Source organism: Streptomyces sp. NPDC002055 (genome assembly GCF_040296705.1).
In the GTDB taxonomy this organism is placed as follows: domain Bacteria; phylum Actinomycetota; class Actinomycetes; order Streptomycetales; family Streptomycetaceae; genus Streptomyces.
The window spans coordinates 47404-69507 of the sequence record NZ_JBEOXS010000024.1; the positions used below are offsets into that span (position 1 = coordinate 47404).

Sequence of the window (22104 nt, forward strand, 5' to 3'; positions counted from 1 at the left end):
CACCTCGCTCGGCCGCACCTCGCTCGGCCGCAGAGCACCCGCCCGGCGGAGCCCCGCCCGGCAGCGCTCGGCCGCACCCCGCTCCGCACCATCCAGCGACTGCACGGCCCGGCCCGCGCCCACCGGCCGCAGGGTCCGGCCCTCCTCCTGAGGAGACCCGCATGACCAGCACGGCACCGGAGACCCCCGTCACGGACGGCTCGGCAGCCCCGGACGCCTCGGACGCCTCGGACGTCTCGCACGTCGACCTGACCATCGGCGGCATGACGTGCGCGTCCTGCGCCGCGCGCGTCGAGAAGAAGCTCAACCGGATGGAGGGCGTCACCGCCACCGTCAACTTCGCCACCGAGAAGGCCAAGGTCGCGTACGGGCCCGGGGTCACGATCGCCGACCTCGTCGCCACGGTGGAGCGCACCGGATACACGGCCGAGCAGCCCCCGCCCCCGGAGCCCGAGGAGCCGCAGCAGGCTGCGGCGGACGCCGCCACGGCCGAGGACAGCGGCGCGAGCGGCGGGGGCCCCCCGCAGGACGCCGAGCTCGCCGCGCTCCGGCAGCGGCTGCTGGTCTCGCTCGTCCTGTCCGTGCCGGTGGTGCTCCTGGCGATGGTGCCGACGCTGCAGTTCGACAACTGGCAGTGGCTCTCGCTGACGCTGGCCGCCCCCGTCGTGGTGTGGGGCGCGCTGCCGTTCCACCGGGCCGCCTGGACCAACGCCCGGCACGGCGCGGCCACCATGGACACCCTGGTCTCGGTGGGCACGCTGGCCGCCTTCGGCTGGTCCCTGTGGGCGCTGTTCCTCGGCGACGCGGGGATGCCGGGCATGCGGCACGGCTTCGAGGTGACCGGCTCCCGCGCGGACGCCGCGTCGACGATCTATCTGGAGGTCGCCGCCGGGGTGACGACGTTCATCCTGCTCGGCCGCTATCTGGAGGCGAAGGCCAAGCGCCGGGCGGGCGCCGCGCTGCGGGCCCTGCTGGAGCTGGGCGCCAAGGACGTGGCCGTGCTGCGCCCCGACGGCCGGGAGGAGCGCATCCCCGCCGCCCGGCTCGCCGTCGGCGACCGGTTCGTGGTCCGTCCCGGCGAGAAGATCGCCACGGACGGCACGGTGGTGGAGGGCAGCTCCGCCGTGGACGCCGCCCTGCTGACCGGGGAGTCCGTACCGGCGGACGTGACCGTGGGCGACGCGGTGACCGGCGCGACGGTGAACGCCGGCGGGCGGCTGGTCGTGGAGGCCACCCGGGTCGGCACGGACACCCAGCTGGCCCGGATGGCGAAGCTCGTCGAGGACGCGCAGAACGGCAAGGCCGAGGTGCAGCGGCTCGCCGACCGGATCTCCGGCATCTTCGTGCCCGTGGTACTGGTGATCGCCGTCGACACCCTCGTGACCTGGCTGCTGGTGACCGACGACATCACCGCGGCCTTCACCGCCGCGGTGGCCGTGCTGATCATCGCCTGCCCCTGCGCCCTGGGGCTGGCCACCCCGACCGCGCTCATGGTCGGCACCGGACGCGGCGCGCAGCTCGGCATCCTCATCAAGGGCCCCGAGGTGCTGGAGTCGACCCGGCGGGTGGACACCGTCCTCCTGGACAAGACGGGCACGGTGACCACCGGGCGGATGACCTTCCAGGGCGTGATCACCGCCGAGGGGACGACGGAGGCGGAGCTGCTGCGGCTCGCCGGCCCGCTGGAGCACGCCTCCGAGCATCCGGTGGCCCGCGCGATCGCCGCCGGAGCGGTCGAGCGCACCGGTCCGCTGCTCGTGCCGGAGAGCTTCGAGAACGTCCCCGGCCTGGGCGTGCGGGGCGTCGTGGACGGCCATGAGGTCGTCGTCGGCCGCGCGAAGCTGCTGGCGGAGCACTCCGTGACCGTGCCGGAGCGGCTGGCCGAGGCGAAGGCCGCGGCGGAGGCCGAGGGCCGGACCACGGTCCTGGTCGCCTGGGACGGCGCGGCGCGCGGGGTGCTGACCGTCGCGGACACCGTCAAGGAGTCGAGTGCCGCGGCCGTGGCGGAGCTGCGCCGGCTGGGGCTGACGCCGGTGCTGCTCACCGGCGACAACCGGGCCGTGGCCGATGCGGTGGCCCGCGCCGTCGGCATCGACGAGGTGGTGGCCGAGGTGCTGCCGGAGGACAAGGTGGACGCGGTGCGCCGGCTCCAGGGCGAGGGCCGGACGGTCGCGATGGTGGGCGACGGCGTCAATGACGCCGCCGCGCTGGCCACCGCCGATCTGGGCCTGGCCATGGGCACGGGCACGGACGCCGCGATCGAGGCGGGCGACCTGACGCTGGTCCGGGGGGACCTCCGGGTGGCGGCGGACGCCATCCGGCTCGCCCGCCGGACGCTGGCCACCATCAAGGGCAATCTGGGCTGGGCCTTCGGCTACAACCTGGCGGCCCTGCCGCTGGCCGCGGCCGGGCTGCTCAACCCGATGATCGCGGGGGCGGCGATGGCGTTCTCCTCGGTCTTCGTGGTGACCAACAGCCTCCGCCTGAGGCGTTTCAACTGATCCCGACAGGACCGCACCCGCCGCCCAACCGATCTGGACACGATCACAACGACCGAAGCCCTTCCCATCAGGCCAGGACTTTTACATAATCCCCACATGGCCCACAACACGTCTACGCGAGGGTCTCGATCTCCCAATCGAGGCTCTTGCCCGTGTTGGTGCGCATATGGCAAGAGACCTAGATCACAGGGGTTGGAACGTAACCATTCCAGGGGGTCGTGAGTCTAACCGTGCGATGCCAGTACTCCCGGCGGAGTGACGGCATCGGCCAGACCGGGTGCGTCTTGGGGGACGGACCGGGTTGTGCGTGGCCGGGACCCGTGCCCGGGGAGCTTTGAGCGGCCCTCCCGAACGTACGCGTCCCGGCAGATCGCACGGGCCCGCAGAGAGCACCACTGCGGCCAGCAGACGCCCGGCCGGATCCCGTGGGGGGAATCCGATCCGGGGAAGGGGAAGCGCTCCGCCGATCGACCCGTGGGGGGATCGATCGCGGGGCGCTTCTTCGTTTCCGCGCCGCTTCTTCGTTCCTGCGGCACTTCTTCGTTCCTGCGGCGCGCTTCCGTTCCCCGCGCCGCCTCTTCGCTCCCCGCGCCGCCTCTTCGTTCTCCGCGCCGCGTTCTCACTTCCGCCTTTGCGCTTCCACCCGCCCCCGCACAAACGTCCGCGCCCCGGCCCCTTACGAGGCCGGAGCGCGGATAAGTGACGCGCCGGAGGCGGCTCAGCGCTCCTCGACGGGGACGAAGTCCCGTTCGACGACGCCGGTGTAGATCTGGCGCGGGCGGCCGATGCGGGAGCCCGGCTCCTTGATCATCTCGTGCCACTGGGCGATCCAGCCGGGGAGCCGGCCGAGCGCGAACAGCACGGTGAACATCTCGGTCGGGAAGCCCATGGCCCGGTAGATCAGGCCGGTGTAGAAGTCGACGTTCGGGTAGAGCTTGCGCTCCACGAAGTAGTCGTCGGCGAGGGCGTGCTCCTCGAGCTTCAGCGCGATGTCGAGCAGCTCGTCGGACTTGCCGAGGGCCGAGAGGACGTCGTGCGCCGCCGCCTTGATGATCTTCGCCCGGGGGTCGAAGTTCTTGTAGACGCGGTGCCCGAAGCCCATGAGCTTCACGCCGTCTTCCTTGTTCTTCACCTTGCGGATGAAGGTGTCGACGTCGCCGCCGGCGTTCTTGATGCCCTCGAGCATCTCCAGCACCGACTGGTTGGCGCCGCCGTGCAGGGGGCCCCACAGCGCGCTGATGCCCGCGGAGATCGAGGCGAACATGTTCGCCTGCGAGGAGCCGACGAGCCGCACGGTCGAGGTGGAGCAGTTCTGCTCGTGGTCGGCGTGCAGGATGAGGAGCTTGTCCAGGGCGCTGACCACGACCGGGTCCAGGTCGTACTCGGCCGCGGGCACGGAGAACGTCATGCGCAGGAAGTTCTCGACGTAGCCCAGGTCGTTGCGCGGGTAGACGATCGGGTGGCCGACCGACTTCTTGAACGCGTACGCCGCGATCGTCGGGAGCTTGGCCAGCAGCCGGACGGTCGACAGGTGGCGCTGCTGCTCGTCGAACGGGTTGTGGCTGTCCTGGTAGAACGTGGACAGCGCGCTGACCACGGAGGACAGCATCGCCATCGGGTGCGCGTCCCGCGGGAAGCCGTCGTAGAAGCGCTTGACGTCCTCGTGCAGCAGCGTGTGCTGGGTGATCTCGGTGCGGAACGCCGCCAGCTCGTCGACGGTCGGCAGCTCACCGTTGATCAGCAGGAACGCGGTCTCGAGGAAGGTGCTCCGCTCGGCGAGCTGCTCGATCGGGTAACCGCGGTACCGGAGGATGCCCTTCTCGCCGTCGAGGTAGGTGATCCCCGATTTGTACGCGGCGGTGTTGCCGTAGCCGCTGTCCAGGGTCACCAGACCGGTCTGGGCTCGGAGCTTCCCGATGTCGAAGCCCTTGTCGCCGACCGTGCTGTCGACGACCGGGTAGCTGTATTCGCCGTCCCCGTACCGCAGTACTACAGAGTTGTCGCTCACGTCATCCCTCACCGACGTTGTGCCTCTTCTACGAGGTGCCCTGACTGTCTCCAGCTTCCCCCATTTGGTGCGAGAGCGTGCACTCGGGGTCGGCCACGAAGCCTGTTGATGGCACGCAGTGCCGCGCGTGCGGTGACATCCTGCTCCCCTTCGCCCCGATTAGGAAACGCGGGCGACACGAGAACCTGCCCCGACGGCCCCGCCGAGCCGGTGGTCCAGCGCCGTGAAACGCCGCCCCGCGGAGACCGTCCGCACCGCCTGGCCGAGCGCCCGGCGCGAGCCCACCAGCACGACCAGCCGTTTTGCTCGGGTGACGGCCGTGTAGAGCAGATTCCGCTGGAGCATCATCCAGGCTCCGGTGGTGACGGGTATCACCACGGCCGGATACTCGCTGCCCTGCGAGCGGTGGATCGTCACCGCGTAGGCGTGGGCGAGCTCGTCCAGCTCGTCGAAGTCGTAGGGCACCTCCTCGTCCTCGTCCGTGAGCACGGTGAGCCGCTGGTCCACGGTGTTCAGGGAGGTCACCACGCCCACGGTGCCATTGAAGACCCCGTTGGCGCCTTTGTCATAGTTGTTCCGGATCTGTGTGACCTTATCGCCGACCCGGAAGATCCGGCCGCCGAAGCGCCGCTCCGGAAGGTCCGGGCGCGCCGGGGTGACGGCCTGCTGGAGCAGCCCGTTGAGCGTCCCCGCGCCGGCCGGACCGCGGTGCATCGGCGTCAGCACCTGGACGTCCCGGCGCGGGTCGAGCCCGAACTTCGCGGGGATGCGGCGGGCCACGACGTCGACCGTCAGCCGCCCGGCCTCCTCGGTGTCCTCCTCGGCGAAGAGGAAGAAGTCCGGCAGCCCCTGAGTGATGGGCGGTACCCCGGAGTTGATGCGGTGGGCGTTGGTCACCACGCCGGACTGCTGCGCCTGCCGGAAGATGCGGGTGAGGCGCACGGCCGGCACCGGGCTGTCGGGCGCCAGCAGATCCCGCAGCACCTCCCCCGCGCCGACGGACGGGAGTTGGTCCACATCGCCGACCAGCAGCAGATGGGCGCCCGGCGGTACCGCCTTCACCAGCTTGTTGGCGAGCAGCAGATCGAGCATCGAGGCCTCGTCGACCACGACCAGATCGGCGTCGAGCGGCCGGTCCGCGTCGTACGCCGCGTCCCCGCCGGGCTTCAGCTCCAGCAGCCGGTGGACGGTGGAGGCCTCCGCGCCGGTCAGCTCGGACAGCCGCTTCGCCGCCCGGCCGGTCGGGGCCGCCAGGATCACCTTCGCCTTCTTGGCGCGGGCCAGCTCCACCACGGAGCGCACCGTGAAGGACTTGCCGCAGCCCGGGCCGCCGGTCAGCACCGCGACCTTCTCGGTCAGCGCCAGCCGCACCGCCTGCTGCTGCTCGGGCGCCAGGTCCGCGCCGGTCCGGCCGGCGAGCCAGCCGAGCGCGGCGTCCCAGTCCACGGCGCGGAAGGCGGGCAGCCGGTCCTCCTCGGTGCGCAGCAGCCGCTGCAGCCGGCCGGTCAGCGAGAGCTCGGCGCGGTGGAACGGCACCAGATAGACCGCGGAGACCGACTCCCCGCCGTCGGGGCCGGGCACCGGCTCGCGGACGACGCCCTCCTCCTCGGCGGCCAGTTCACCCAGACAGTCGATGACCAGCCCGGTGTCCACCTGGAGGAGCTTCACGGCGTCGGCGATCAGCTGCTCCTCGGGGAGGTAGCAGTGGCCGTTGTCGGCGGACTGCGACAGGGCGTACTGCAGGCCCGCCTTGACCCGCTCGGGGCTGTCGTGCGGGATGCCGACGGCCTGGGCGATCCGGTCGGCGGTGAGGAAGCCGATGCCCCAGACGTCGGCGGCCAGCCGGTACGGCTCGTTCTTCACCACCCCGATGGAGGCGTCGCCGTACTTCTTGTAGATGCGGACGGCGATGGAGGTGGAGACCCCGACCCCCTGGAGGAAGACCATGACCTCCTTGATGGCCTTCTGCTCCTCCCACGCCGCGCCGATCAGCTGCGTGCGCTTGGGGCCGAGGCCCGGGACCTCGATGAGCCGCTCGGTGTCCTGTTCGATGACGTCCAGGGTGTCGATGCCGAAGTGGTCCACGATCCGCTCGGCGATGCGCGGTCCGATGCCCTTGATCAGGCCGGAGCCGAGATAGCGGCGGATGCCCTGGACCGTGGCGGGCAGGACGGTCGTGTAGTTCTCGACGGTGAACTGCTTGCCGTACTGCGGGTGGGAGCCCCAGCGGCCCTCCATGCGCAGCGACTCCCCCGGCTGCGCGCCGAGCAGGGAGCCGACGACGGTGAGCAGGTCCCCGCCGCCGCGGCCGGTGTCGACCCGGGCGACCGTGTAGCCGTTGTCCTCGTTGGCGTAGGTGATCCGCTCCAGGACCCCGTCGAGCACCGCCAGTTGCACCATGCGGCGACGGTACCGCCCGGCACCGACACCGGGGAGGCCCCCTGGGTCCTGTCGTCAAACTCCCGTCGTCCGCCCGGAGGGCGGGCTCCGCGGCGTCAGGTGCGTGCTCTCGGCGTGCCGGGCCCTGGCCCTCGTACTGGACGTACTCGGGTCAGGGCCCGGTGCGGCGAGAGTGCGTGCATGACGTCGCGGAGCAGGCGGGAGTTTGACGACAGGGCCCAGACCCGCCGCCCGGCGCCGGACGGGCGGGGCGGCGCGGGTGTGGACGACCTGTGGGGAGAGGTCACGATCCGGTGTCGGGGTCTTGCGGGCGCTCCGTGTAATCGATTCCAATCGGGCGCTGTAATCGATTCCACGAAGGAGTGCGTCGATGGCGGGCATCAAGGATGTGGCCTCCCGTGCGGGGGTCTCCGTCGCGACGGTGTCGCGGGTCCTCAACGACCATCCGGCCGTCCGGGCCGACACCCGCGCCCGGGTGCTGGCCGCCGTCGCCGAGCTGGGCTACCGCCCCAACACCCTGGCCCGCTCCCTGCGCACCGACCAGACCCGCACCCTCGGGCTGGTGATCAGCGATGTGCTGAACCCGTTCTTCACCCTGCTGGCGCGCTCCGTGGAGGACGAGGCACGGGCCCTCGGCTACAGCGTCATCATCGGCAACGCCGACGAGCAGCCGGACCTCCAGGACCACCATGTGCGCACCCTGCTGGACCGCCGCATCGACGGCCTGCTGGTCAGCCCCACCGACGGCGGCTCCCCGCTGATGCTGGACGCGGCCCGCTCCGGCACCCCGATGGTCTTCGTGGACCGCTGGATCCCCGGTGTGGACGTCCCCGTCGTCCGCACCGACGGCCGGACCGCCGTCCGGGACCTGGTCGCCCATCTGTACGCCCTCGGCCGCCGGCGGCTCGCCATCATCGCCGGGCCCGCCGCGACCACCACGGGCAGCGAGCGGGTCGACGCCTTCCGCGAGGCGCTGAGCGAGCACGGCCTGGAGCTGCCCGAGGAGTACGTGGGGCAGGGCGACTTCCAGGCGGACAGCGGGCGCCGCGCCACCGCCCGGTTCCTCGCCCTGCCCCGTCCGCCCGAGGTGATCTTCGCCGCGGACAACCTGATGGCACTGGGCGCGATGGACGAGATCCGGGCCCGTGGCCTGCGGGTTCCGGACGACGTGGCGCTGGCCGCCTTCGACGACATCGCGTGGTTCGTACACACCGACCCGCCGATCACCGCCATCGCCCAGCCCACCGGAGAGCTCGGCACCCGGGCCGTCCGCGCCCTGGTCGAACGGCTCGAGGGACGCACCCCGCCGTCCGTCACCCTGTCCGCCCGTCTCATGGTCCGCCGCTCCTGCGGCGCGTCCGCCCCCGAAGGGAGCACCCGTTGACAGACGTCGAGAAGACCGCGGCGCAGGCCGAACTGCTGCGCATGGAGGGGGTGCGCAAGACGTTCCCCGGGGTGGTGGCGCTGGACGGCGTCGACTTCGACCTGCGCGCCGGCGAGGTGCACGTCCTCCTCGGGGAGAACGGCGCGGGCAAGAGCACCCTGATCAAGGCCCTCTCGGGGGCGCACCGGCCGGACGACGGGCGCATTCTGGTCGACGGGCGCCCGGTCCGGATCCAGGGCGCCCAGGACGCCGAGCGGTTCGGGATCGCCACGATCCACCAGGAGTTCAACCTCGTCCCGGATCTGAGCGTCGCCGAGAACATCTTCCTGGGCCGGCAGCCGCGCCGCTTCGGGTTCGTCGACCGCCGGCGGATGCACGCGGACGCCGCCGAGCTGCTGGCCCGGGTGGGGGTGGACGTCTCCCCGCAGGCCCGGGTCCGGGACCTGGGCATCGCCCGGCTCCAGATGGTCGAGATCGCCAAGGCGCTCAGCCTGAACGCCCGCGTCCTGATCATGGACGAGCCGACCGCCGTGCTCACCAGCGAGGAGGTCGACAAGCTCTTCCGGATCGTCCGCGCGCTGCGGGCGGACGGCGTGGGGATCGTCTTCATCACGCACCATCTGGAGGAGATCGCCGCGCTCGGCGACCGGGTCACCGTGCTCCGGGACGGCCGCAGCGTCTCCCAGGTCCCGGCGGACACGGCGGAGGACGAGCTGGTGCGGCTGATGGTGGGCCGCAGCATCGAGCAGCAGTACCCGCGGGAGCGGGCGGATGCCGCTCAGCAGTCCGAAGCTCCGGAGGCGGCCCCGCTGCTGCGGGTCTCCGGGCTGACCCGGCGCGGCCACTTCCAGGACGTCGGCTTCGAGGTGCGGGCCGGTGAGGTGGTCGGGCTGGCCGGACTGGTCGGCGCGGGCCGCACCGAGGTGGCGCGGGCGGTGTTCGGCGCCGACCCGTACGACTCCGGCAGCGTCGAGGTGCTGGGCGAACGCCTGCCGCGGCACGATGTGAACGCCGCGCTGGCCGCCGGCATCGGTCTGGTGCCGGAGGACCGCAAGGGCCAGGGCCTGGTGCTGGACGCCTCCGTGCAGGAGAACCTGGGTCTGGTCACGCTGCGCCGCGCCAGCCGGGCGGGCCTGGTGGACCGGTCCGGGCAGCGCGCCGCCGCGGCCCGGATCGCCGAGCAGCTGGCCGTCCGGATGGCCGGGCTCGACCAGCGGGTGCGCACTCTCTCCGGCGGCAACCAGCAGAAGGTCGTCATCGGCAAGTGGCTGCTGGCCGAGAGCCGGGTGCTGATCCTCGACGAGCCGACCCGCGGGATCGACGTGGGCGCCAAGGTCGAGATCTACCAGCTCGTCAACGAGCTGACGGCGTCCGGCCACGCGGTGCTGATGATCTCCAGCGACCTCCCCGAGGTGCTGGGCATGAGCGACCGGGTCCTGGTCATGTCCCAGGGCCGGCTCGCGGGCGAACTGAGCCACCGGGAGGCGACCCAGGACGCCGTGATGGCGCTGGCGCTGCAGTCGGGTGACGAGGCGGCGGAGCCGGGGGTGACGGCGTCGGCCGCGGCCTCGTCGGCCGGTGCGTCGTCGGCCGGTGCCCCGTCGCCCGGCGCTTCCTCGGCCGCTGCCTCCTCGGCCGGGGCTTCCTCGGCTGGGGCTACCGCATCCGGGGCGTCCTCGACCGAGGCGTCCTCGTCCGACACCCCCACGCCCGACGCCACGCCGTCCGCCCGGGACGACGAGCCGCCCGCGTCCAGTCCGGACGCCCCCGGTTCGGACGCTCCCGGTCCGGACGCCCCCGGTTCCGACGCTCCCGACCCGGACGCCCACGCCCCGGGCTCACCCGATCCGGAAGACCCGGACACCTCCGCCCGGGACGACGAACCGTCCCCGCCCGGTCCGGACGCGTCCGCCCCCGCGGACCCGGAGGCTTCCGGCCCGACCGCCGCCGACCGGCACCACACACCGCACGACGACTCGCACGACATGGAGGGATCCCGTGGCCACTGAGACACTTCGAGGCAGCGACAACGGCCCGGGCACGGGCCTGAAGCGCAAGGACGGCGGTGCGACGGCGGTGCTCCGCCGGGTGCTGCTGGACAACGGCGCGCTCAGCGCCCTGGTGGTCCTCGTGGTCGCGATGTCGCTGCTGTCCGGCGACTTCCTGACGACCCAGAACCTCCTCAACGTCGGCGTGCAGGCCGCGGTCACCGCCATCCTGGCCTTCGGCGTCACCTTCGTCATCGTGTCGGCGGGCATCGACCTGTCCGTGGGCTCGGTGGCCGCCCTCTCGGCCACCGTGCTGGCCTGGACGTCCACGCAGCAGGGCGTTCCGGTGGTGCCGGCCGTGCTGCTGGCCGTCGGCACCGGCATCGCCTGCGGCCTGGTCAACGGCGCGCTGATCTCCTTCGGGAAGCTGCCGCCGTTCATCGCCACCCTGGCGATGCTGTCGATCGGCCGCGGTCTGGCCCTGGTCATCTCGCAGGGCAGCCCCATCGCGTTCCCGGACCCGGTGGCCGCGATCGGCGAGACGCTCGGCGGCTGGCTGCCGGTGCCGGTGCTCGTGATGATCGTCATGGGCGTGCTGACCGCCGTCATCCTGGTCCGCACCTACATCGGCCGTTCGATGTACGCGATCGGCGGCAACGAGGAGGCCGCCCGGCTCTCCGGGATCCGGGTCAAGCGGCAGAAGCTCGTCATCTACGCGCTCTCCGGCGGCTTCGCGGCCGTGGCCGGCATCGTGCTGGCGTCCCGGCTGGCCTCCGCCCAGCCCCAGGCGGCGTACGGCTACGAGCTGGACGCGATCGCGGCGGTCGTCATCGGCGGCGCCAGCCTGTCCGGCGGTGTCGGCAAGGCCTCCGGCACGTTCATCGGGGCGCTGATCCTCGCCGTCCTCCGCAACGGTCTCAACCTGCTGTCGGTGTCCGCGTTCTGGCAGCAGGTGGTCATCGGTGTCGTCATCGCGCTGGCGGTGCTCCTCGACACCCTGCGCCGCCGCGGCGCCTGATCTCCCCCACTCAAAGTCCCCCGCCCCCTCCCTGCAAGGAAGCCGCCATGGGTACCAGGAAGTCCCTCACCGTCGCCGCCGTCGCCGCGCTCGCCCTCACGGCCACCGCCTGCAACCCCGCCTCCGGCGGCTCGGGCGGCACCAAGGTCGGCCTGTCGGTCTCCACCCTCAACAACCCCTTCTTCGTGCAGCTGAAGGAGGGCGCGCAGGCGGAGGCCAAGTCCTCGGACGTCGAGCTCAATGTCACCGACGCGCAGAACGACGCCTCCCAGCAGGCCAACCAGCTGATGAACTTCACCAGCCAGAACGTGAAGTCGATCATCGTGAACCCGGTGGACTCCGACGCCGCGGGCCCGTCCGTGAAGGCCGCGAACAACGCCGACATCCCGGTGGTGGCCGCCGACCGCGGGGTGAACAAGGCCGACATCGCCACCACCGTCGCCTCCGACAATGTCGCCGGCGGCCGGCTCGCCGCCAAGCAGCTGGCCGACCAGCTGGGCGGCAAGGGGACGATCGTCGTCCTCCAGGGCACCGCGGGCACCTCGGCCTCCCGGGAGCGCGGCAAGGGCTTCCTGGAGGGCATCAAGAAGTTCCCGGGCATCAAGGTGGCGGCGAAGCAGCCGGCCGACTTCGACCGGGCCAAGGGCCTGGACGTCATGACCAACCTGCTCCAGTCCCACTCCAAGGTCGCCGGAGTCTTCGCGGAGAACGACGAGATGGCGCTCGGCGCGATCAAGGCGCTGGGCGGCAAGGCGGGCAAGAGCGTGAAGGTCGTGGGCTTCGACGGCACGCCGGACGGCCTGAAGGCGGTCAAGGGCGGCACGCTGGCCGCGACCGTCGCGCAGCAGCCGAAGGAACTCGGCAAGCTGGCCGTGCGCAACGCCGTCAAGCTCGCCCAGGGCAAGAAGGTGGCCGGTACGGTCAAGGTGCCGGTCAAGATCGTCACCGAGAAGAACGTCTCCGACTTCTCCTGACCCCTCACCCCCGCGGGACGGGAACGCGTCCCGCGGGGGACGTCCTGCAGCACCGGCGGAAGAAAGAAGGACAACGGATGCACGGCTGCGACCTGCTGGTCGTGGGATCGGCCAACGCCGATCTGGTGGTCGGGGTCGACCGCCGCCCGGAGCCGGGAGAGACCGTTCTCGGCTCGGACCTGGCCGTCCACGCGGGCGGCAAGGGCGCCAACCAGGCGGTCGCCGCCGCCCGGCTCGGCGCCCGTACGGCGCTCCTGGCCCGGGTCGGCGACGACCCGCACGGCCGGCTGCTGCTCGGCTCGCTGGAGTCGGCCGGTGTCGACACGGCCGGGGTCCTGACCGGTGACGCGCCGACCGGGGTCGCGCTCATCACCGTGGACCCGTCCGGCGACAACAGCATCGTCGTCTCCCCCGGGGCCAACGCCCGGCTCACCCCCGACGACGTGCGGGACGCCGGTGAGCTGCTCGCCGCCGCCCGGGTGGTCTCCCTCCAGCTGGAGATCCCGCCGGCCACGGTCGCGGCGGCGGTCCGCGCCGCGGCGGAGGCGGGCACCCGTGTGGTGCTCAACCCGTCGCCGCCCGCCCCGGTGCCCGGCGACGTCCTGGCCGCCTGCGACCCGCTGGTGGTCAACGAGCACGAGGCGCGCTTCCTGCTGCGGGGCCACGCGGCGGCGGGCGAGGGGTCGGCATCCGAGGCTTCCACTCCCGAGGCCTCCACTCCCGAGGCCTCCACTCCCGAGGCCTCCACTCCAGAAGACTGGGCGGCGGCGCTGCTGGACCGCGGCCCGCGCTCGGTCGTGGTGACCCTCGGCCCGGAGGGCGCGCTCGTCGCCCGGCCGGAGGGCACCGTGCGGGTGCCCAGCCTCTCCGTCGACCCGGTGGACACCACCGGCGCCGGCGACGCCTTCACCGGCGCGCTCGCCTGGCGGCTCGGGGCGGGCGACGACCTGGAGGCGGCCGTGCGGTTCGCCGTACGGGTCGGTGCGGCGGCCGTCACCCGGCCGGGGGCACAGGAGTCGTTCCCCACCGAGTCCGAGGTGGCGGAGGTGGTCCGGGCGCTCGCGGAGGGCGGCACCTGCGAGCCCTCCGGGCACCCGGACGACGTATCCGGCCCGGCGGGAGGCGAGCGCCGGTGAAGAAGGCCGGAATACTCAACCGCCATCTCAGCGGGGCGCTGGCCCTGCTGGGGCACACGGATCTGGTGGCGGTCTGCGACGCCGGGCTGCCGATCCCCGAGGGCCCGGTCGTGGTCGACCTGGCCTTCCGGGCCGGGGTGCCGTCGTTCGCCGCGGTGCTGGAGGGGCTGCTCGACGAGCTGGTGGTGGAGGCGGCGACCGCGGCCGCCGAGGTGCGGCAGGCCAATCCGGAGGTGTCCGCGCTGCTCGACGGCTTCTTCCCGGCCCCGGGACTGGAACTGGTGCCGCACGAGGAGTTCAAGGCCCGCACCCGCGGGGCCCGGCTGGTGGTCCGTACGGGCGAGTCCCGGCCGTACGCGAACGTGCTGCTGCGCTGCGGCGTGCCGTTCTGATCGGGGGGTGTTCTGATCCGGGGGCTGTTTCCGGCCGCGGGGTGTTCCGGCAGGCGTGCCATTCCGGCCCCCGTGCCATTCCGGTCCGCGGGCCGTCCGGGGCCGCGGTGTGCTCGGGGTCCTTGCCGGTGTCAGGCCCGCCGCTGATTCCGGTTCACTGCTGATTCCGGTTCGTGCCGACTCCGGTTCGCTGCCGACTCCGGTCCACGACGGCGGCCCGCGGTGCGGCGGCCCGGCTTCCGGTCGGCAGGCGTGTGACCTCATCGAGGGGGCCCGGTCGCAACCGGGCCCCCTCGTGGTCCCCCGCCCCCAGGCCCTTCCGGATCCCCCCCGGGCTCCCCCCGACAGAGGGCCTGATGCTGACTACGACCCACAGGGGGCCGGAAGGGTTGCACGATTTCCGGCAGTTATCCATCCGTTACCCGACGTGCCGACATGTGCCGCGAGTCGTAGCGTTTGACGCATGAGCGACGAATCACTTCAACGGGAAGTGCTGGCCGAGCTGGGTGACGACCGGATCCAGGAGCTCGCGGGCGAGCTCGGCACGGATGCCGAGGGGGCCCGCACGGTGGTCGGCACCACCGTCGCCGCTCTGCCGAGCACGCTGGGCGACGGCACGCTGGCCGGAGTCCTCGGCCGGCTCACCGAGCCCACCGCGGAGACCGTCTCCCGGCAGACCGGCCTGCCGCTCGCCTCCGTCACCCGGGCACTGGAACTGCTGCTTCCCGTGGTGCTGTCGGTGATAGCCAAACGACGCGGAAGCCCCTCACCGAGCACGCACCGGGGCTGAGCTCCCCGGATCGGGGGAGCCGGCTCGTGACTGGCCTGGGCGCGTTCGGCCGCCCGACACAGCGGCCGACCCTCGTCCACGGCGCACCGGGCACGGCCGCACCCTGCGGGTCAGGGGGGTCAGGGGCAGCGCAGCAGGACGGAGGAACACGAGGGCCTCCTCACTCCGGCGACGGATGTCGCAATCCCCGCCGGACCCAGAAGGCCCTCAACCGCTCAGGGACCCGGCACGCGTATCAGCACGCGTACCGGGACGGCGCCCCTAGAGCTTCGCGATGTCCTTGTGCATCACGACCATCCCGCCGTCGTGGTAACCGGCCAGGCGTACCTTGAGCTGATACCCCTTGGGCGCCTTGATGATCCGGTTGAGCCCCTCCCCCATGCTCATGCCGTAACACGGAGGCTCGGAGTTGAGGGCGCTCCAGCCGTTCGCGCTCTCCGGGTCGTTCCACTCCACCCAGACGCAGTCACGCTGCCCGGAGAAGGCCTCCAGCGAGAGGATCTTGACCGAGTTCACCGCGCCGTCGACGCGCTCGTAGTTCACCGTCGCGGAACTGCGATGGAGACCGGCACCGGCCTCCAGATTGACCGTGCTGACCAAGGGGCCGGCAGCGGCCGGAGCCGCTCCTCCCGCGACCGTCGCGGCCATGAGCCCGACGGTGACAGACAGGGTACGCAAGCGCATGATTCGTCTCCACAAAGCTGGTTGGGGAAGTCTCGCCATGTGCAATCGGTCTCCGCGGGAAACGTGAAATCTCCGGCTCCGCCGTCACACCACGAGAGCCCCGGATTCACCCCGCCTCCCAGAACGCCGACACTCTTTCGAAGGACAACGGCCGAACACATCACCCAAACCACGTAGTTCGAACTACGCAGGGCGCGCGTCACCTCGGCATCGCATGACGGTCCGCCGGGTGTTCGACGGGCCGTTTCGGCTGTTCAGGATGGGTGTGGTCAGGCTTGAGAGCCGGCTGACGCGTGGTGGGCGCGGGCTCCACGACTCCGCCGGAAGGTGCGGGTGGCGCCGGTCGGGCGGGATCCGGACAAGAGAACCCGGCTCGCGCGTCACCAACGCCCGGGACAGCACACCCAGCCGACACCTAGCCGGGGTCCGTCGTTCGGATCAGGCCCTGGCCGCTCGCGCCGATCACCCGGTCGAGCGCATCCCGCGCGTACTCCTCGTCGTACTCCGCACCCGTCAGCAGCACTTGCAGACAGATCCCGTCGAGCAGTGCGACCAGGGCGCGTGCGGTGCGCGGGTCGGTGCGCCGGGCGATCAGCTCGGTGACCTCCCCGCACCACTCGGCGGCCACGGCGCGCAGGGCGGGCCGGCGCAGCGCGGCGAGGTAGAGCTCGTACTCCAGCTCCACGCCGGCGCGGTCGCTGCCCAGCCAGTCGCCGTTCATCCGGGCCAGTTCGGCGGCGAGGTCGCAGCCGGGGTCGGCGAGGCAGTCGCGGTGTTCGCGCACGACCTTGGCGAAACCCTCATTGGTCTGCCGCAGCGCCGCCACCAGGAGGTCGTCGAGGGTCTTGAAGTGATAGGTGGTGGAGCCGAGCGGCACATCCGCCTCGGCCGCGACGCTGCGATGGCTGAGCCCCGCGATTCCGGCCCGGCCCACCACCCGGATCGCCGCGTCGATGATCCGCTGACGCCGCTCGGGGTCGTACCTCCGCGCCGCCGCCATCAGTGCGCACCCCCGAGACTGAGCAGCACGACACCGACGATCACGAAGGCGATCCCGGCGAGCTTGGCCGGCCCGGCCGACTCATCCAGGAAGAGCATCCCGATCGCGGCGACAGCCGCGGTCCCCACCCCGGCCCAGATCGCGTACGCGGCACCGACCTGCATCACCTTCAGAGTCTGGGCGAACAGCGCGAAGGCGAGCAGATACCCGGCCACCGTGCCGATGGACGGCCACAGCTTACTGAACCCCTCGCTGTACTTCATGGCCGTCGTCCCGGCCACCTCCGCCGCAATGGCCGCGGCCAGCATCCCGTATCCCATGTGTACGAGTGTACGCATCGTTGTGTACGGGCGTACGCAACTTGGAGGAACACCTGCACGGACGGGGCCTCGGCCGTGCGGCACCACCGGGGAGACCCACCAGGCGTCCCCTACGGCCACCAGTCAGGATCGGGCCACGGTCGCCGCAGGTCAGGACCGGACCGCGGCCCCCGGTCAGGACCGAACACCTCGTCTACAGCACATGCGCCCGGTACCCCGCCACGATCTCCGTCAGCGCCTCCGCCCCGTCCCGGGCCCAGAGTTCCGGGTGGAAGATCTCGATCTCGATCGGTCCGCGGTAGCCCGCCGCGTCGACCCGTTCGCGGAACCACCGCAGGTCCACACAGCCCTCCCCCAGCAGGCCGCGGCCGAGCAGCGTGCCCTCCGGCAGTGGCGTGACCCAGTCGGCCAGTTGGAATGCGGCGATCCGGCCGCCGGCCCCGGCGCGGGCGATCTGCGTGGCCACAGTGTCGTCCCACCACAGGTGGTAGGTGTCCACCACCACGCCCACCCGGTCGGCCGGGAAGCGTTCGGCGAGGTCGAGGGCCTGGGTGAGCGTCGAGACGACACAGCGGTCGGCGGCGTACATCGGGTGCAGCGGTTCGACCGCCAGCCGCACCGCCCGCTCGGCGGCGTACGGCGCCAGCTCCCCGAGCGCGTCGGCGACGCGCTCCCGTGCCCCGGCCAGGTCCCGGCTGCCGGGTGGCAGGCCGCCGGAGACCAGGACGAGCGTGCCGGTGCCGAGGGCGGCGGCCTCGTCGACGGCCGCGCGGTTGTCGTCCAGGGCCTCGGCGCGGGCCGCCGGTTCGACGGCGGTCAGGAAGCCGCCGCGGCACAGGCTGGAGACGGCCAACCCGGCCGCCCGCAGCAACCGGGCCGTGCGCGCCACTCCGTACGCGCGGACCGGCGCCCGCCACAGGCCGACGCCGGGGACGCCCGCCGCGGCGCATCCCCGCGCGAGCTCGGGGAGGGACCACTGCCGGAGTGTCTCCTGGTTGAGGCTGAGCCGGTCGAGGCCGGTCATCCTCCGCTCCCGGCGGGGCGGTCGGGGCCGGTCATCCGCCCACCCCGTCCATCTCGTACGCCCGTCACCCGTCCTCCCGTCATCCGTCCACCTCGTGCGCCGTCTTCCGTGCGCCCGTCATCCGTCCACCCCGTGCACCCGGAGCAGCGCCCGCATCCGGGCCTCGGCGAGGGCGGGGTCGGGGAACAGGCCGAGCCCGTCGGCCAGTTCGTACGCGCGGGCGAGGTGGGGCAGGGAGCGGGCCGACTGGGCGCCGCCGACCATGGTGAAGTGCCGCTGGTGCCCGGCGAGCCAGGCGAGCAGGACGATCCCGGTCCGGTAGTGGCGGGTGGGCGGCCGGAAAAGGTGCCGGGCCAGTGCGACGGTCGGGCCGAGCAGGGCGCGGAACCCGGCGGTGTCACCGGTGTCGAGCCGGCGCACGGCCTCGGCGGCGAACGGGCCGAGCGGGTCGAGGACGCCGAGCAGCGCATGGCTGAACACCTGCCCGTCGCCCTCGATGAGGCGGGGGTAGTGGAAGTCGTCCCCGGTGTAGCAGCGCACCCCGTCGGGCAGCCGGCGGCGGAGGGCCGCCTCGCGATCCGCGTCGAGCAGCGAGATCTTGATGCCCTCGACCCGGTCCGGGTGGGCGTGGACGAGGCCGAGCAGGGTCTCCGCGGCTGTGTCGAGATCGTCGCTGCCCCAGTAGCCGGTGAGCGCCGGGTCGAACGCCGGGCCCAGCCAGTGCAGGACGACGGGCCGGGAGACCTGTCGCAACAGTGCGCCGTAGACGTCGAGATAGTCCTCCGGTCCGCGGGCGCCGGCGGCCAGTGCCCGGGACGCCAGCAGCACGGCCTGCGCCCCGGCGTCCTCCACCACCGCGAGCTGCTCCTCGTAGGCGGCGCGCACGGCGGCGGGGGCGTGCCCGCCGCCGCTCAGCTGGTCGGTCCCGGCGCCGCACACGATCCGGCCGCCGGCGGCCCGCGCCTCGGCGGCGGAGCGCCGGATCAGCTCGGCCGCGGCGGCCCAGTCCAGTCCCGCGCCGCGCTGCGCGGTGTCCATGGCCTCGGCCACCCCGAGGCCGTGCGACCAGAGATGACGGCGGAACGCGAGGGTGGCGTCCCAGTCGAGGGCGGCGGGCCCGTCGGGCGTGGTGTCCGCGAACGGGTCGGCCACGACGTGGGCGGCCGCCAGGAGTCGGCGCGAGACCGGCGGCCGTCCCGGGCCGGGCAGCGCGCAGTCCCGCCGCGGGACGTGCTTCCGCAGCCCGCCTCCGGCCTCGGGCAGCCGGATCACCGCGCCCCCTCCGGAACGCCGCCGCTGAGAACGCCGCCCCGCGGAACGCCACCCACCGGAACACCGCCGCGCAGAACACCGCCGCGCGGAACGCCACCCGCCGGAGCTCCGCCACGCGGAACACCGCCGCACGGGATGCCCCGGCGCGGGCACCACTGCTGGACCCGGCAGCCGCGTAGCCCGGCGACCGACGAGCCCTCGGTGCCGTCCAGCAGCGGGATGCCCCGGCGCGGGCACCGGCCGCCCCGTGCACCGAGTAAGCAGCAACGACGGCCCCCGCCCGCGGTATCGCATGCGATTCGCCCGACCTCGGCTCCGAACGCAGTACCGCCGCCCCCAACTCCGAACGCAGTACGGCAACCCCCGGCGCCGAACGCAGCACGGCAGCCCCCGGCGTCGAGCGCCGTACGGCCGCCCGTCACAGCGTCAGCTCCGGTACGTCCAGCCGCCGCCCCTGTGCGGAGGAGCGCAGCGCCAGTTCCGCGAGCTGCACCCCGCGGGCGCCCGCCAGCAGATCGGCGCTCCACGGTTCCCCCAGCGCCACATGCCGGAGGAACAGCTCCCACTGCGCCTTGAACGCGTTGCCGAAGTCCCCGTTGTCCGGGACCTCCTGCCACTGGTCGCGGAACCGGTCGGCGGGCGGGCCGTCCGGGTCCCAGACCGGGCGCGGCGTCACCGACCGGTGCTGGACCCGGCAGCCGCGCAGCCCGGCGACCGCCGAGCCCTCGGTGCCGTCCACCTGGAACTCGACGAGCTCATCGCGGTGCACCCGGACCTGCCAGGAGGAGTTGATCTGCGCCACCGCGCCGCCGTCGAGCCCGAGGATGCCGTACGCGGCGTCGTCGGCCGTCGCGTCGTAGGCCAGACCCCGCTCGTCCCAGCGGTGCGGTACGTGGGTGACGGCGTGCGCCTGCACGGTGCGCACCGGCCCGAACAGCTCGCGCAGCACGTACTCCCAGTGCGGGTACATGTCCGCCACGATGCCGCCGCCCGCCTCGGCCCGGTAGTTCCAGGACGGGCGCTGGGCCGGCTGCCAGTCGCCCTCGAAGACCCAGTAGCCGAACTCCCCGCGCACCGACAGGATCCGGCCGAAGAAGCCGCCGTCGACCAGCCGCCGCAGCTTCCGCAGACCGGGGAGGAACAGCTTGTCCTGGACGACGCCGTGCCGGATCCCCGCGGCCCGCGCGAGCCGCGCGAGTTCCACGGCCCCCGCCAGGGACGTGGCCGTCGGCTTCTCGCAGTAGACGTGGACTCCGGCGGCGATGGCCTTGCGCACCGCGGCCTCGCGTGCGGAGGTCACCTGGGCGTCGAAGTAGACGTCGGTCGCCGGGTCGCCGAGCACCGTGTCGAGGTCGGTGGACCAGTGCTCCAGCCCGTAGGCCTCGGTAAGCGCCTGCAACGCCTGTGACCTGCGGCCCACCAGGATCGGTTCGGGCCACAGCACGGTGCCGTCACCCAGGTCGAGGCCGCCCTGCTCCCGGAGGGCGAGGAGGGAGCGTACGAGGTGCTGGCGGTGGCCCATCCGGCCGGTCACGCCGTTCATGGCGATGCGCACCGTCCGCCGGCCCGCGCCGCCCCTCCCCACGGTGAGCCCCACAACACCCCCACAACAAGCGGCGGAAAGCGCTTTCCCCGCCCGGAGGCTAACGGCTCGGACCGCACCGTTCAATAGGTCCCCCACGGAAGAACCGTTTACCCTCAGTGAGGCCCTGACTCGGGCCGGTACACGGAACGGTGAACCGGAGGCAGCAGCGATGGCAGTGACCCTGGCGGATGTGGCGTCCCGCGCGAAGGTCTCCTCGGCCACGGTCTCGCGGGTGCTCAGCGGCAACTACCCGGTCGCCGACGCCACGCGGTCCCGGGTGCTGCGCGCCGTGGACGAGCTCGACTACGTGCTGAACGGGCCCGCCAGTTCCCTGGCCGGCGCCACCTCGCACCTCGTCGGCATCCTCGTCAACGACATCGCCGACCCGTTCTTCGGCATCATCGCCGGGGCCGCCCAGTCCGAGATCGGCGGCGGACTCCACGGACCGGGCGACCCGGAGAAGCTGGCCGTGGTGTGCAACACGGGCGGCTCCCCGGAGCGCGAACTCACCTATCTGACCCTGCTCCAGCGCCAGCGCGCCGCCGCGGTGGTGATCACCGGCGGGGCCGCCGAACGGCCGGACCACCTCGCGGCCGTCGCCGCGAAGCTCGGCCGGCTCGCCGCCAACGGCACCCGGATCGTCCTCTGCGGCCGCCCGCCGCTGCCGGAGCGGTTCCCCGGCGCCGGCCCCGCACCGGCCGGGCCGGACACCGCCGTCACCCTCGCCTTCGACAACCGCGGCGGCGCCCGGCGGCTGACCGAACACCTGCTGGCCCTCGGCCACCGCCGCATCGGCTACGTCGCCGGGCCCGCGGACCTCAGCACCACCCGGCACCGGCTGGAGGGGCACCGCGCCGCACTCAGCGCCGCGGGTCTCGCGGAGGGCGCGGACCGGCTGACCGTCCACGGCCCGTACGACCGCGCCTCCGGCTACGACGCCACGCTCGAACTCCTGCGAAGACAGCCGGACCTGACCGCGGTCGTGGCGGCCAACGACACCATCGCGCTGGGTGCCTGCGCCGCGCTGCGCGACCAGGACCTGCGCATCCCCCAGGACGTCTCGGTCGCGGGGTTCGACGATCTGCCGTTCAGCGCGGACGCGGTGCCCGCGCTCACGACGGTGCGCCTGCCGCTGCACGAGGCCGGGGCGCGGGCGGGGAGGCTGGCGATCGGCCGCGAGGAGCCGCCGCCGGGCGGCGTGGCCACGGTCCGCGCCGATCTGATGGCCCGCGCGTCCACGGCGCCCCCGCCGGACCGCGGCTGAGCGAGCCGACCGCCGCTGAGCGACCGCGCGGCGGCGCTCCGGATCGCACCGGCACGACGGATGACGGGCGGCCGGACCGGATCCGCTGGGCCCGACCGGGGCGCGAGCCTGAACCGGATCCGCGGGCCTGAACCGGGACCGCTGGCCTGACCGGGGTGCGGGACTGTGCTGGGAAGCGAGCCCGACCGGGACGCGAGCCTGAACCGGCACCGCTGGCCTGACCGGGACGCGGGCCAGGCCAGGCCGGGACGCAAGCCGGTCCGGAACGCGGGCCCGCGGCCCTGCCCGTACTAGCGTGAGGCCAGGGGGACACCCCCGACCGGCCCCGGGGGGACATCCCCGGCCGGTCCCGGCGCGCTACGGA

14 protein-coding genes and 2 pseudogenes are annotated in these 22104 nt (G+C 73.0%); 8 read left to right on the forward strand and 8 right to left on the reverse strand.

Annotated features, from left to right (window positions below; all coding sequences use genetic code 11):
• Window positions 1-161: 161 nt before the first annotated feature.
• On the forward strand, window positions 162-2501 hold the full coding sequence (locus tag ABT112_RS17115) for a heavy metal translocating P-type ATPase (RefSeq protein WP_351510309.1): 2340 nt from the start codon (window positions 162-164) through the stop codon (window positions 2499-2501).
• 718 nt (window positions 2502-3219) lie between these two features.
• Here ABT112_RS17115 and ABT112_RS17120 read toward each other — a convergent pair.
• Together ABT112_RS17120 and recD2 are read right to left on the reverse strand one after the other, a co-directional pair.
• On the reverse strand, window positions 3220-4509 hold the full coding sequence (locus ABT112_RS17120; RefSeq protein ID WP_351510311.1) for a citrate synthase: 1290 nt from the start codon (window positions 4507-4509) through the stop codon (window positions 3220-3222).
• A gap of 159 nt (window positions 4510-4668) precedes the next feature.
• Window positions 4669-6909, reverse strand: coding sequence for an SF1B family DNA helicase RecD2 (gene recD2, locus ABT112_RS17125; RefSeq protein ID WP_351510313.1), 2241 nt, complete (start codon window positions 6907-6909; stop codon window positions 4669-4671).
• 370 nt (window positions 6910-7279) lie between these two features.
• Between recD2 and ABT112_RS17130 the strand changes: the two genes are divergently transcribed.
• The 6 genes and pseudogenes from ABT112_RS17130 to ABT112_RS17155 all read left to right on the forward strand — a co-directional run bounded on the left by ABT112_RS17130 (window position 7280) and on the right by ABT112_RS17155 (window position 14591).
• Window positions 7280-8293 (forward strand): LacI family DNA-binding transcriptional regulator, encoded by a 1014-nt coding sequence (locus ABT112_RS17130; protein ID WP_351510315.1) that lies wholly within the window; start codon window positions 7280-7282, stop codon window positions 8291-8293.
• Window positions 8294-8334: 41 nt separating this feature from the next.
• A pseudogene (locus ABT112_RS17135) lies at window positions 8335-9810 on the forward strand (sugar ABC transporter ATP-binding protein); the annotation flags it as partial.
• A 481-nt stretch (window positions 9811-10291) separates the two neighbouring features.
• Window positions 10292-12273 (forward strand): annotated as a pseudogene (locus tag ABT112_RS17140) (ABC transporter permease/substrate-binding protein).
• 77 nt (window positions 12274-12350) lie between these two features.
• The gene (locus tag ABT112_RS17145; RefSeq protein ID WP_351510317.1) at window positions 12351-13409 is read left to right on the forward strand and encodes a ribokinase; all 1059 of its coding nucleotides are present in this window, start codon (window positions 12351-12353) and stop codon (window positions 13407-13409) included.
• Window positions 13406-13801 (forward strand): D-ribose pyranase, encoded by a 396-nt coding sequence (gene rbsD, locus ABT112_RS17150; protein WP_351510319.1) that lies wholly within the window; start codon window positions 13406-13408, stop codon window positions 13799-13801. The genes ABT112_RS17145 and rbsD overlap by 4 nt, the downstream gene beginning before the upstream one ends.
• Before the next feature lie 463 nt (window positions 13802-14264).
• Window positions 14265-14591: a DUF937 domain-containing protein gene (locus ABT112_RS17155; RefSeq protein WP_351510321.1), complete on the forward strand. Its 327-nt coding sequence runs from the start codon at window positions 14265-14267 to the stop codon at window positions 14589-14591.
• Window positions 14592-14852: 261 nt separating this feature from the next.
• Here ABT112_RS17155 and ABT112_RS17160 read toward each other — a convergent pair whose 3' ends face one another.
• The 6 genes from ABT112_RS17160 to ABT112_RS17185 form a co-directional block, all read right to left on the reverse strand.
• The gene (locus ABT112_RS17160; protein WP_351510323.1) at window positions 14853-15275 is read right to left on the reverse strand and encodes a hypothetical protein; all 423 of its coding nucleotides are present in this window, start codon (window positions 15273-15275) and stop codon (window positions 14853-14855) included.
• A gap of 415 nt (window positions 15276-15690) precedes the next feature.
• On the reverse strand, window positions 15691-16275 hold the full coding sequence (locus ABT112_RS17165; RefSeq protein WP_351510325.1) for a TetR/AcrR family transcriptional regulator: 585 nt from the start codon (window positions 16273-16275) through the stop codon (window positions 15691-15693).
• Entirely contained in the window at window positions 16275-16595 is a 321-nt protein-coding gene (locus tag ABT112_RS17170; RefSeq protein WP_351510327.1) for a DMT family transporter, read from the reverse strand. Before ABT112_RS17170 ends, ABT112_RS17165 begins: the two co-directional genes overlap by 1 nt.
• Before the next feature lie 193 nt (window positions 16596-16788).
• Entirely contained in the window at window positions 16789-17619 is an 831-nt protein-coding gene (locus ABT112_RS17175) for a sugar phosphate isomerase/epimerase family protein (protein ID WP_351510330.1), read from the reverse strand.
• Between the two features lie 117 nt (window positions 17620-17736).
• On the reverse strand, window positions 17737-18891 hold the full coding sequence (locus tag ABT112_RS17180) for a dihydrodipicolinate synthase family protein (RefSeq protein WP_351510332.1): 1155 nt from the start codon (window positions 18889-18891) through the stop codon (window positions 17737-17739).
• A gap of 418 nt (window positions 18892-19309) precedes the next feature.
• Window positions 19310-20434, reverse strand: a complete 1125-nt coding sequence (locus ABT112_RS17185; protein WP_351510334.1) for a Gfo/Idh/MocA family protein — start codon at window positions 20432-20434, stop codon at window positions 19310-19312.
• Window positions 20435-20645: 211 nt separating this feature from the next.
• Between ABT112_RS17185 and ABT112_RS17190 the strand changes: the two genes are divergently transcribed.
• Window positions 20646-21740, forward strand: coding sequence for a LacI family DNA-binding transcriptional regulator (locus ABT112_RS17190; protein ID WP_351510335.1), 1095 nt, complete (start codon window positions 20646-20648; stop codon window positions 21738-21740).
• Window positions 21741-22104: the final 364 nt, after the last annotated feature.